The organism is Nostoc sp. TCL26-01, from assembly GCF_013393945.1.
In the GTDB taxonomy this organism is placed as follows: Bacteria; Cyanobacteriota; Cyanobacteriia; order Cyanobacteriales; family Nostocaceae; genus Trichormus.
Genome location: NZ_CP040297.1, coordinates 6,314,626 through 6,327,177 on the forward strand (window position 1 = coordinate 6,314,626; position 12,552 = coordinate 6,327,177).

At 42.3% G+C, this 12,552-nt stretch carries 8 protein-coding genes; 6 read left to right on the forward strand and 2 right to left on the reverse strand.

Going from position 1 to position 12,552, the window contains the following annotated elements; genetic code table 11:
* The first annotated feature begins 162 nt into the window (after positions 1-162).
* The 4 genes from FD725_RS27315 (at position 163) to nifN (ending at position 5,682) form a co-directional block, all read left to right on the forward strand.
* The gene (locus FD725_RS27315) at positions 163-1,296 is read left to right on the forward strand and encodes a substrate-binding domain-containing protein (RefSeq protein ID WP_179051020.1); all 1,134 of its coding nucleotides are present in this window, start codon (positions 163-165) and stop codon (positions 1,294-1,296) included.
* Between the two features lie 298 nt (positions 1,297-1,594).
* Entirely contained in the window at positions 1,595-2,569 is a 975-nt protein-coding gene (nifH, locus tag FD725_RS27320) for a nitrogenase iron protein (protein ID WP_179051021.1), read from the forward strand.
* Between the two features lie 427 nt (positions 2,570-2,996).
* The gene (locus tag FD725_RS27325) at positions 2,997-4,343 is read left to right on the forward strand and encodes a nitrogenase component 1 (protein ID WP_179051022.1); all 1,347 of its coding nucleotides are present in this window, start codon (positions 2,997-2,999) and stop codon (positions 4,341-4,343) included.
* Between the two features lie 46 nt (positions 4,344-4,389).
* Positions 4,390-5,682, forward strand: a complete 1,293-nt coding sequence (gene nifN, locus FD725_RS27330; RefSeq protein ID WP_179051023.1) for a nitrogenase iron-molybdenum cofactor biosynthesis protein NifN — start codon at positions 4,390-4,392, stop codon at positions 5,680-5,682.
* 11 nt (positions 5,683-5,693) lie between these two features.
* On the opposite strand, the gene FD725_RS27335 is transcribed toward nifN, so the two are convergent.
* Entirely contained in the window at positions 5,694-7,217 is a 1,524-nt protein-coding gene (locus FD725_RS27335; RefSeq protein ID WP_179051024.1) for a thioredoxin-like domain-containing protein, read from the reverse strand.
* A 176-nt stretch (positions 7,218-7,393) separates the two neighbouring features.
* Here FD725_RS27335 and glsA point away from each other — a divergent pair, with 176 nt between their 5' ends.
* The gene (glsA, locus tag FD725_RS27340) at positions 7,394-8,311 is read left to right on the forward strand and encodes a glutaminase A (protein WP_372726746.1); all 918 of its coding nucleotides are present in this window, start codon (positions 7,394-7,396) and stop codon (positions 8,309-8,311) included.
* 58 nt (positions 8,312-8,369) lie between these two features.
* Here glsA and FD725_RS27345 read toward each other — a convergent pair whose 3' ends face one another.
* Positions 8,370-9,680: a hypothetical protein gene (locus FD725_RS27345; protein ID WP_179051025.1), complete on the reverse strand. Its 1,311-nt coding sequence runs from the start codon at positions 9,678-9,680 to the stop codon at positions 8,370-8,372.
* A gap of 529 nt (positions 9,681-10,209) precedes the next feature.
* Between FD725_RS27345 and psaA the strand changes: the two genes are divergently transcribed.
* Positions 10,210-12,468 (forward strand): photosystem I core protein PsaA, encoded by a 2,259-nt coding sequence (gene psaA, locus FD725_RS27350; RefSeq protein ID WP_179051026.1) that lies wholly within the window; start codon positions 10,210-10,212, stop codon positions 12,466-12,468.
* The last annotated feature ends 84 nt before the right edge of the window (positions 12,469-12,552 follow it).

A 12,552-nucleotide genomic window follows, 5' to 3' on the forward strand; every position in this document is an offset into this window, starting at 1 on the left:
TTTTTGAAAATTTTTTCCCTTGCAAGTAAATTGGCAATTTGTATGTTATGCTTGACGTATAGGGAATCAAAAGAGCAAAAGTCAACTGAAAACTTTGTAACTTTGCTGTAAACATGAGTAAATCCGCTACGGCTTTGCGTAACCTTCAAGATAAACAAGCCAATGAAGCAGGATAGCGATCTCCGCAACAACTTAAAGTCAATCAGAACGCGCTTAGGCATGAGTCAACAAGATTTGGCAAATATAGCTGGTGTGACTCGTCAAACTATTAGTGGTGTAGAGTCGGGACAATATGCTCCTTCAGTGGCGATAACACTGCGCTTGGCTAAAGCACTCGGTTGTCAGGTTGAGGATTTATTCTGGTTAGACAAAGATTTACCGGAAATTGAGGCAATTTTAGCTAAACCTGTACCTAGTAATCAGTCTCTACGTTTGAGTTTGGCTAGAGTCGGTGGGCAATGGATAGCTTACCCTTTATTGGGTAAAGATGCGTTTCGCCAAGATATGATTCCGGCTGATGGGGAGAGTGAAACTCAAGTAGGTAATAGTAAAGTCCGGGTGAAGCTTTTAGATGATAATTTAGAAGCACTGCATAACACAGTTGTGATTGCTGGTTGTGCGCCTGTAATTTCGCTGTGGGCAAGAGCTACAGAACGTTGGCATCCACAATTGCGAGTTCACTTTACCTTTGCTAATAGCATAGCAGCATTGCACAGTCTATGCAGAGGTGAGGCTCATATTGCTGGAATGCACCTATATGATGCAAAAACGGGTGAGTATAATGTGCCGTTTGCGCGGGACATTTTGGCTGGGAGAGAAGCTGTTTTGATTACTCTTGGTGTTTGGGAAGAAGGCTTAATAGTTCCATCAGGTAATCCCAAAAGCTTCAAGACATTGGGAGATTTAGTAGCAGCAAATGCAACCATTGTTAATCGTGAAGTTGGTGCTGGTAGTCGGATGCTATTAGAACAACAACTGCAAAAAGAGCAAATACCGTTAAAAGCAGTTCAAGGATTTGAGCATATTGTTACCAGTCATCAAGATGTTGCTCAAGCTGTAGCACTGGGGTTAGTTGATGCAGGGATTAGTACTGCATCCATTGCTGCTACCTTTGGCTTGGGATTTGTACCTCTGCATCAGTCACGATATGACTTAGTAATTCTCAAAGAATATTTAGAAGAAGCACCGATTCAACAGTTATTGAGTACTTTAGGACATCGGATGGTTCACTCACAATTAGAAGTTCTCGGTGGCTATGACATCAGCAAAATTGGGGAAGTGGTAGCGACTGTATAGGGTGCTGAGTGGTGAGTGCTGAGTTTTGACTAATGACTATTGACCAATGACTATTGACTATTGACCATATTATATGAGCGATCGCCTACAGTAGGGCTTAACCAGAGGTGATTGAGCGATCGCCTGATCTCAAAAATTATACCTACACTTGCATATGTTTTGGATTTCTACAGTTTTTAGAGTAGAACGCGCACCGCCAATGACGTTCTACATACGATCACTGCTGTAAATCAACAGCGTGAACGCTTCAGCTTACAGACCAACAAAAATTCTCCAATCACTAGGAAACATAACCATCATGTCCGACGAAAGAATTAGACAGATTGCTTTTTATGGTAAGGGCGGTATCGGTAAATCTACCACATCTCAAAACACTCTTGCCGCAATGGCAGAAGTCGGTCAACGCATATTAATTGTAGGATGCGACCCTAAAGCTGACTCCACTCGCTTGATTCTTCACTGTAAAGCGCAAACTACCGTGTTACACTTGGCTGCGGAAAGAGGTGCAGTAGAAGACTTAGAACTCGAAGAAGTCGTCATCAATGGTTTTCGGAATATCAGATGTGTAGAATCTGGTGGGCCAGAACCCGGTGTAGGCTGTGCCGGTCGAGGTATTATCACTGCTATTAACTTTCTGGAAGAAAACGGAGCATACCAAGATGTAGATTTCGTCTCCTATGACGTACTAGGTGACGTTGTTTGCGGCGGTTTCGCTATGCCAATTCGAGAGGGGAAAGCGCAAGAAATTTACATCGTTACCTCTGGCGAAATGATGGCAATGTTTGCTGCCAATAACATTGCTCGTGGTGTTCTCAAGTATGCTCATACTGGTGGTGTGCGCTTAGGTGGTCTAATTTGTAATAGCCGGAAAACTGACCGAGAAGACGAATTAATTAGCACCTTGGCTGCACGGTTAAGCACACAGATGATTCACTTTGTCCCCCGCGACAACATTGTGCAACACGCTGAATTGCGCCGGATGACCGTGAATGAATATGCACCTGACAGCAATCAAGCTAATGAATACCGTACCTTGGCAGACAAGATTATCAACAATCAAAATCTTGCCATTCCTACACCCATTGAAATGGACGAGTTAGAGGATCTGCTGATTGAATTCGGTATCCTTGAAAGTGAAGAAAATGCTGCAAAAATGGTTGCTCAAGCACAAGCTCAACAAGAGCAAGAAAAGCAACAAGAAGATGCTAAAGGTGAAGCTTTAGAAGCTCTGAAAAAAGGCAATGTAGAAATTGTTGCTAGTGAGAAGAAATAGAGCTATTAACGTAAGCAGCTAGATATGAGTGAGTATAGGGTAGATTATTTCTACCCACTCACAAGACACAATTCATCAAAGCCTGGAGGTAACACATATGAGTTAAATCGCATCTGTTTTTTCTGCCTCGTTTTTACTACGGTTATTTCACTTTTTTAATACTCCATTAGTAATTTACTTAAGTTTCTCTTTTTCTCTGCTAAGTTGGTTTTTAGTTTTTCAGGAATGAGAAACATAAATTTCTCATTCCCAATTTCTCAAATATTATTTATGGGGATATTGTTGTTCCATAAGAGTGGCACTATAAAGTCTTCACCTAATAAATTTAACAATATAAGTTACATAGCTCGCTTCTATTCTTTTCTAAGAGACGGTCACGAATGACAAGTATTATGTCCATCAAGTTACTTTTTACCTAACACAAACTATGAAACCTAGCCAAGAACAAATTAACGAACCATTGGATGAATTCACTACTGAAAATGAAGATAAATTCGGTACACAAGTACCTTCACCATTAGATGCTCATGAGGATTGTGCTTTTGATGGTGCAATGTTTACTCTTGGAAAAATTACTGATGTAGCTCATTTAATTCACGGGCCAAGTGGTTGTATAAACAATTGGGAAAATCGTATTAGCTTCTCTTCTGATTCTATGTTGCATAAAGTCCGTTTTACTACTGATATGGAAGAGAGCGATATTATTTTTGGTGGGGCAAAAAAACTCCACAAAGCTATTTTGGAATTGAGCCGACGTTACAAACCTGCTGCAATTTTTGTTTATTCTACTTGTGTCTCTGCTTTGATTGGTGATGATATTCATGGAGCTTGTGCAAGCGCTAGAGAACAAACTGGTATTCCTGTTATTCCTGTAGATTCTCCTGGCTTTGTTGGACGTAAAAATTTAGGTATACGAGTTGCTAGTGACACTTTACTAGAAAACGTTATTGGTACAGCAGAACCAGAATTTACTACACCATTAGATATCAACTTAATTAGTGAATATAACGTCACTAGTTTAGTATGGGATGTCTTACCACTACTAGATAAGTTAGGCATCCGAGTTTTAGCAAAAATTACAGGTGATGTTAAGTATCAGGAAATCTGTTATGCCCATCGAGCTAAACTCAATGTTGTTATTGGCTCGAAAGGTTTGCTAAAAATGGCAAAAAAAATGGAGAAGTTATATGATATTCCCTATGTTGAAGCATCTCTTGATAGTTGGGAGGATATTCACCAATGTCTGCGAAATATTGTTGCTAGACTAGGTAATTCTGACTTACAAATAACCACTGAAAAGCTAATTGCCGAAGCAACTAGTATTTTAGATACCAAGCTAGCAGCTTATCGAGTAACAATGCAAGGTAAAAAGATCATTATTTATGCCGATAATCTGCATGATTTGTCGTTAATATCAGCAGCAAAAACTTTAGGTATGGATGTTATTATCATTGCCAATAAAAAGATGAAAGTGGCAGAGAAAATCAAAATTAAAAACTTACTAAATAGGGATGTTATTGTCCTGCAACAAGAGAGCATAGAAGAAGTGATGCAGATCATTGAGCATGATCAAGCTCAAATGTTAATTGCTAGCGTAGCTCATCGTCTACAATTTGCCGCTAGGTTGACAAAGATTCCTTTTCTCGACATTAATCAAGTATTTAATCATGCCCACATGGGTTACACGGGAATTTTCACAGTAGCACAACAATTGTACGCCACTCTCTACAGCCCTGTATGGCAACAAGTCAGTCAAGCTGCGCCTTGGGAATAGTTATTTATTCATTAATCAAAACTATCTATTCTCCAGAAAATAAATTATGGCAATTATTAGTGTTACCAGTACATCAGTTACAGTTAATCCTCTGAAGCAAAGTCAAGCTATTGGTGCAACTTTAGCCTTTTTAGGTGTGAAGGGAATGCTACCTTTGTTGCATGGTTCCCCTGGATGTAGTGCTTTTACTAAAATTCCTTTAGCACAGCACTTGCGAGAAACAATTCCGCTTTCTAGTACGGCGATGACAGAAGTTTCTACCATCTTGGGTGGGGAAGACAAGGTAGAACAAGCAATTTTACAGTTAGTGCAGAGTTCGCAACCAGAAATTATTGGTTTGTGTACTACAGGAATGACGGAAACTAGAGGCGATGACATGAGGCGTTTTATCAAGGATATTCGCTATCGTTATCCAGATTTAGATAATTTACCGATTGTTTTAGTCTCTACACCGGATTTTAAAGGTACACTGCAAGATGGTTTTGCCGCAGCTGTGGAAAGCATAGTCAAAGAACTTCCTCAGAAAAGTCATGGTTGTTGTCCCCAGCAGGTTACGGTTTTAGTGAGTTCTGCTTTTACTCCGGGAGATGTAGAGGCTATTAAAGAAATTATTGCTGCTTTTGGATTGGAGGCGATCGCTGTTCCTGATTTATCTGGTTTACTAGATAGTCGTGTAGATCATGATTACATGGGCATTACAACTAGTGGTACAAGTGTAGGACAATTGAGAGCGATCGCTAATTCTGTATTTACTCTGGCTTTGGGTGAAAGTATGCGGGGAACTGCAAAAATTTTAGAACAGAAATTTAGCATTCCCTATGAGGTGTTCGGTGAATTGACAGGATTAGATGCGACCGATAAATTTTTACAAGCACTGGCAGATATTAGTGGTAATGGTGTACCAGCAAAATATCGTCATCAACGCCGTCAACTACAAGATGTCATGCTACACACTCATATTTACTTTGGTTGCAAACGAGTTGCTTTAGCCCTAGAACCGGACTTACTCTCGTCTATGGTGAGTTTTTTGCAATCAATGGGAATGCAGATTCATGCAGCTGTCACCACTACCCGTTCTCCTGTACTGGAGAAACTAGCAATTCCTTGCGTGACTATTGGCGATTTAGAAGATTTTGAGCAATTAGCGGTTGGGTCAGAGTTGTTGATTGCTAATTCTCATGCAAATGCCATCTCTCAAAGGTTACAAATTCCTCTCTATCGTCAAGGTATTCCCATTAGCGATCGCTTGGGTCATGCGATGTTTGCTAAAGTTGGCTATCAAGGTACTATACAGCTTTTATTTGACATTGGTAACTTGCTCTTAACCAAAACATACTAAGATTTACTCACCTACAATATCACGGCATCTGGAACACATACATTTGGCGCACACAAACCAGAAAATCCCAGCGTCGTCACCTCAAAAGTATGCAAGTCTACACGCCGGATAGCATGATTATTTGTATCACATATATATAGATGTGAATCTATCGCACTCAACCCTGAAGGCTCAAAAAACCGAGTGTTTTGACCTTGACCGTCTTGTAAACCAGCAATACCATCCCCTAAGATCGTTTGACAATTACCGGTGATGGGACTAACTAATTTAATTTTGTGGTTGTAAGTATCTGCTACCCACAAGTAATTTTGAAAATATGTTACGCCTATACAGTGTTGTAACCGGACATCCTCACCTTGTCCATCTACATCACCAAAGCTAAATAAACCACCATTGCCACAAATAGTCCTAACTTGTCGCGGTTCTACTGTTCCCACACCGCGAATGGAACTAATTTCACTATCGGCAATGTATAATTCTTCTAGATTAGTAGTTATACCACTAGGTTGAGCAAAAGCAGCTTCAGTTAGTGAACCATCCACACAACCCTCTGCACCTGTACCAGCATAGGTTTTTACAATATCACTTGCTAAATCCATCTGCCAAATTTGGTGTGATCCTGCCATTGTGATGAAGAGATCATTGCCTACTTGGACTAGATCCCAAGGAGAATTTAACGCAGTTTCTAAACCTAATCCCCCGTGAGGGTAAATATTACGACTTTGCTTACCTGTTCCCGCAATAGTTTCTACAAATTGACGTTGCAAATCAACTCGGCGCAAGGCATGATTTTCGGTATCGGCAACATACAGAATTTGCTTGTGGGCATCAAATGTCATTCCTTGGGGGGCAGAAAATTGGGCTACGTCAAAACCGCCATCGATTAAGTCTGATTTTCCAGTGCCTATCACGTGTAGAATTTTACCATCAAAATTACTCATCACGAGGCGGTGATGTCCAGTATCAGCGATGAATAAACCTGCTGGAGTAGCCAAGACTTTACCAGGAAAAGCCAGAGGTGTGATTAATGGTTGATGCTGTTTTTCTAAAATTAGGTTGATTTGTGAGTGATTAATTGTGCCTTTATTTTGATGTTCCTGAATTAAATTGGTGATTAGTTCATCTAACTTCTCTCGATTTCCCTCACCTGCAACGTAGCTAACTACATAACCTTCCGGGTCTATCAACATGAAAGTCGGCCAAGCACGCACAGCATATTCTTGCCAAACGCGAAAATTTTGATCTACCAAAACTGGGTGTTCAATGTCATGGCGTAAAATGGCTTGACGGATGTTTTCCGTTTCCTGTTCGTTGTCAAACTTGGCAGAATGAACACCGATAACTGTCAAGCTATGGGGATATTTTTGTTCCAGATACTTTAAGTCTGGTAAAACATGGAGGCAATTGATACAACAGTAAGTCCAGAAATCTAAAATTACCACCCTACCCCTGAGTTGTTTGAGAGATAAAGGTTGGTCAGTATTGAGCCAAGTATAATTTTGTGGTAATTCTGGCGCTCTGACACGGGGAATCATAAATCAATTCAAAATTCAAAATTCAAAATGGGACAAGTGGACAAGGGGACAGTGAGATAAGGGGACAAGGGGACAGTGAGATAAGGATAATGACTATTGACTATTGACTAATGACTAATGACTAATGACTAATGACTATTGACTATTGACCATTGACCAATGACCAATTATTTTTTGTGATGGGACTTGAGAGATTAGAGCAAAGGGCTTTATTCAACTGGGTGCAATTGGCGAGAAACCATGCCCATTTGGGAAAGGTAGCCGATCGCATTCCGCAATTGGCGATCGCTAATCCGGATTGGTTTGCGGTTCATATATTATGCTGTGCATCGGGGGAAATTTACAGTGTCGGGGATACGTCTTGTGTGTTTCCCATGATGAGTGTGATCAAGCCGTTTGTTTTACTGTATCTATTAGAACATTTGGGAGTAGAAAAGGTTTTGTGCTGGGTTGGGGTGGAACCATCGGATGCGCCGTTTAATTCTTTAGAACAATTGATCAGTGATGGTGGTAAACCACGTAACCCGATGATTAATAGTGGGGCGATAACTCTGGCTGATAAGTTACCCGGACAGGATGGAAGTCAACGCACTCAATCTTTTTGTCGATGGTTAAATGATTTAGCTGGTTGTCACCTCCAGTTAGATGAAGTGATGTTGGCTTCTGTCAGGTTATCACGATCGCCTGCTAATCTAGCGATCGCTCGTTATCTCACCGAAACAGGACATATAAAAAATCTAGACATTGCTCTTGACACTTATGAGCAAATATGCTGTCTATCTGGGCGAGTTGAGGATTTAGCTTTAATAGGAAAATGCCTAGCTTTAGAAAGTGGCTTGTTATCATCACAGCATCGTCAAATCGTCAACGCCATCATGTTGACTTGTGGTTTATACCAAGCTTCCTCTCACTTTGCTGTCAAGATTGGTTTACCAATGAAGTCGGGAATTGGTGGGGGATTACTGGCAATTGTACCAGGGGAAGGAGCGATCGCTATTTACAGTCCAGCCTTAGATAGTATAGGTAATTCTGTAGGGGCGATCGCTTTTGTGGAAGCTCTATCACAAAATTTGCAATTGAGTATCTTTGGTTAAAAATGACGAATTACTTTGTAGAGACGTAGCAGTGCTACGTCTCTACGTCTTTACGTCTCTATTCGGTGGGTGTAGCTTTGGGCGATCGCTTTTTAAAATAATCACCCAAGTTGACTTTTTTCCGTTGATTCACTGGTTTTTCTGATGATTCGGTTGCTTGGGTTGTAGGAGTGACTTCTACTTGAGGTTCTGGAGTCGCTGTTGGCGTGACTTCTGGGATTGGTGATTCTGTGGCTTCTGGTGTAGCTGTTACTTCTGGTTGGGGTTCTGGTGTAGCTGTTACTTCTGGTTCTGGTGTGGGAGTTAATTCTGGCTGTGGTGTAGGGGTGACTTCTAGCTGTGGCGGAGTTGTTTCTATAACTTCTGGTATCTGAGTCGGTGTAGGCGTTGGTTCGGCAACTGGTGGTGGGGGGGTGTAATTTGGTTCGACAATGCCACGGACTTGATCATCTGTCAGTTCTCCTCTGACAATGCGAGACAGGGTGTCTTTACCTTTGGGTTGGTAATTGATGACGCGAACTGTGGTATTGAAGGCATTTTTGACTGGGTTGCCTTGATTATCGAGGAATTCTAGCTTTAACCAGTTGTTTCCAGTTTTAAAGCCTTTGAGGTAAACTGCTTGCCAGCGATCAAAGATAAAGCTTTCACCGTTGATGGTGCAGCGAATCCGCCAATCACTGACATTACTGTTGGGGTTGTCTTTGCTAGTCAGGTGTAAAGGGGCGTTGGTTAAATAAAAGTCTAGTAAGATTGGTTCTGCCCCATAGCTAGCTTGAGGGCGGCTGTAAGTGAGTAGGGGTAAGTGGGGATCAGGCTGATTGTCGTCGGTTTTGGTGAACAGATGAAATGTTGTTTGGGCGTAAGCACCCTCATTTTTAAAACTTTCATGCCAAGGACGAGAGGCAAAAACTCGCAGGGTGTGCGTACCTGGAGACAAATCAGACAAGACTAAGGGCTGATTTAGGTTGTAAATGGGTATATAAGCTTGATTATCAACAAATAAATGTAAATGGGGGCCTAGTTCCCATTCTGGATGCTGGAAAATTGGCAGATCCTTGACTTGCAATTTGACTGAAACTGTGCTGTCACTGATGACTTCATCCGGTTGCGGTGTGACTATGGTGACTTGTGGTCGATAAGCCTCTAAGCTAGAGCGTAGTTCTTGCAGGACTACTGGTGGTGAAACTTCTGCAAATTGCTGAGAAATTTGCTCAGGCTTTTCACTATGACTAAAAGATACTTCTTGGCTGACAACTTTTTCGCCACAACTAACTAAAACCAAGACCAATACTAGTGTAATTAACCACCTAAAAATAGCTAAACTTCCAGAGATGAATCTAGCCAAAGGCTGATGACACCAAGGATTCATGCCTTTATACCTACTTATATGATTGAGCAACTATATAGATTATTGTGACGGAAATCAGCGATCGCATACTATGACCTCAAAAATGAAATCTTTATCACATACCATGAGTTTCTAAATAAAATATAAAAGCCGTCATTTTTTTTACAAATTTTAGTATTCTCAATTTTAGATACTAAGTAAAAATCTGGGAAAACAAAAATACCAAAAGTAAAAGTACTCCCTTCATTACTGTTCAGGTACTAAAAGACATAAGTTTTACGAATTGTTATCCTTTGTAAATTAAATAAAGAAACTATTGACTTTTTGCTCAATAGTTTGCACTGGAAAGGCAGATTAGGCAATTATTTGGGCGAGTTTGAATTATTGTTAAAATCTCGCTAACAAAGTACAAGTGAAGACTTTATAATTCAACAGAAACAAATTTCCACATAGCTTCTTCATCGCTGCTCCAATTACAATCTGGAGAGGGCGACAAAAGATCACTCTGTGGTTTCATGATTCCTCATTCCTTATCACGAGAGGAGGTCGAATGACAATTAGTCCTCCGGAGCGAGAGGAGAAAAAAGCCAGAGTCATCGTTGACAATGATCCAGTTCCAACCTCATTTGAAAAATGGGCCCAGCCTGGACATTTCGACAGAACTCTAGCCAGAGGTCCCAAAACCACTACCTGGATTTGGAACCTTCACGCCCTCGCCCACGATTTTGATACACATACAAGCGATTTAGAAGATATCTCCCGCAAAATCTTTGCGGCTCACTTCGGACACCTAGCCGTTGTGACTATCTGGTTAAGCGGGATGATTTTCCACGGCGCGAAGTTCTCTAACTACGAAGCCTGGTTAAGCGACCCGTTAAACGTCAAGCCCAGCGCACAAGTTGTTTGGCCCATTGTGGGACAAGACATCCTGAATGGTGATGTTGGTGGTGGATTCCACGGTATTCAAATCACTTCAGGCTTGTTCCAAGTATGGCGTGGCTGGGGTATCACCAACTCCTTCCAGCTTTACGTAACAGCAATTGGTGGCTTGGTATTAGCAGGTTTGTTCCTGTTTGCTGGTTGGTTCCACTACCACAAGCGCGCTCCCAAACTGGAATGGTTCCAGAATGTAGAGTCGATGCTGAATCACCACCTACAAGTACTGCTAGGTTGCGGTTCCTTGGGCTGGGCTGGTCACTTGATCCACGTCTCCGCACCAACCAACAAGCTATTGGATGCAGGTGTTGCTGTTAAAGACATCCCCTTGCCCCATGAGTTCATCTTGAATTCAGCCTTGTTGACAGATTTATATCCCAGCTTCGCCAAAGGTTTGGCTCCATTCTTCACGCTAAACTGGGGTGTTTATTCTGACTTCTTGACCTTCAAGGGTGGTCTGAACCCTGTAACAGGGGGCTTGTGGCTGACAGATATTTCTCATCACCACCTAGCGATCGCTGTACTGTTCATCGTTGCAGGTCACCAATACCGCACCAATTGGGGTATCGGTCACAGCATCAAAGACATCCTAGAGAATCATAAAGGCCCCTTCACCGGAGAAGGTCACAAAGGTCTCTACGAAAACTTGACCACATCTTGGCACGCTCAATTGGCAACTAACCTTGCCTTCTTGGGTTCCTTGACAATCATCATCGCGCACCATATGTACGCGATGCCTCCTTACCCATACTTGGCAACTGACTACGCTACACAGTTGTGTATCTTCACACACCACATTTGGATCGGTGGATTCCTGATTGTCGGTGGTGCGGCTCACGCTGCCGTTTTCATGGTGCGGGATTACGATCCTGTCGTTAACCAAAACAACGTTCTGGATCGGGTGATTCGTCACCGGGATGCGATTATTTCCCACCTGAACTGGGTGTCTATTTTCTTGGGTTTCCACAGCTTTGGTCTGTACATTCACAATGACACCATGCGGGCTTTGGGTCGTCCCCAAGATATGTTCTCCGACACCGCAATTCAGTTGCAACCAGTATTTGCTCAGTGGGTGCAAAACTTGCACACCCTAGCTCCTGGTGGTACAGCACCTAATGCCCTAGAACCAGTTAGCTACGTTTTTGGCGGTGGGATTCTGGCTGTCGGTGGTAAAGTTGCAGCTGCACCCATTGCTTTGGGAACAGCCGACTTCCTGATTCACCACATCCACGCTTTCACCATCCACGTAACAGTGCTAATCCTGCTCAAAGGTGTGCTGTTTGCCCGTAGCTCTCGTCTGATTCCAGACAAAGCTAACTTGGGCTTCCGCTTCCCTTGCGACGGGCCTGGTCGTGGTGGTACGTGTCAAGTATCCGGTTGGGATCACGTATTCCTGGGATTATTCTGGATGTACAACTCCCTGTCAATTGTCATATTCCACTTCAGCTGGAAGATGCAATCTGATGTTTGGGGAACAGTAGACGCAGCAGGTAATGTGTCTCACATCACTGGTGGTAACTTTGCCCAAAGTGCCATCACAATCAACGGCTGGTTGCGTGACTTCTTGTGGGCGCAAGCTTCACAAGTCATTAACTCCTACGGAAGTGCATTGTCTGCTTACGGACTAATGTTCTTGGGCGCTCACTTTGTTTGGGCATTCAGCTTAATGTTCCTGTTCAGTGGTCGTGGCTACTGGCAAGAATTAATTGAGTCTATTGTTTGGGCCCATAATAAACTGAAGGTAGCGCCAGCAATTCAACCCCGCGCTCTGAGCATTACTCAAGGTCGCGCTGTTGGTGTGGCTCACTACCTCTTAGGAGGAATTGCTACCACCTGGGCATTCTTCCACGCACACATACTTTCAGTAGGATAGCAACTAGTTATGTGGAGTGCTGAGTAGTGAGTACTGAGTGCTGAGTTATGGAAATCAAACTTGGGACTCAGGATTCAGGACTCA

Excerpts from the sequence above, each read along its gene's own strand:
- FD725_RS27315 (WP_179051020.1), top strand. The coding sequence starts at position 163 with ATGAAGCAGGATAGCGATCTCCGCAACAACTTAAAGTCAATCAGAACG.
- nifH (WP_179051021.1), top strand. The coding sequence starts at position 1,595 with ATGTCCGACGAAAGAATTAGACAGATTGCTTTTTATGGTAAGGGCGGT.
- FD725_RS27325 (WP_179051022.1), top strand. The coding sequence starts at position 2,997 with ATGAAACCTAGCCAAGAACAAATTAACGAACCATTGGATGAATTCACT.
- nifN (WP_179051023.1), top strand. The coding sequence starts at position 4,390 with ATGGCAATTATTAGTGTTACCAGTACATCAGTTACAGTTAATCCTCTG.
- FD725_RS27335 (WP_179051024.1), bottom strand. The coding sequence starts at position 7,217 with ATGATTCCCCGTGTCAGAGCGCCAGAATTACCACAAAATTATACTTGG.
- FD725_RS27345 (WP_179051025.1), bottom strand. The coding sequence starts at position 9,680 with ATGAATCCTTGGTGTCATCAGCCTTTGGCTAGATTCATCTCTGGAAGT.
- psaA (WP_179051026.1), top strand. The coding sequence starts at position 10,210 with ATGACAATTAGTCCTCCGGAGCGAGAGGAGAAAAAAGCCAGAGTCATC.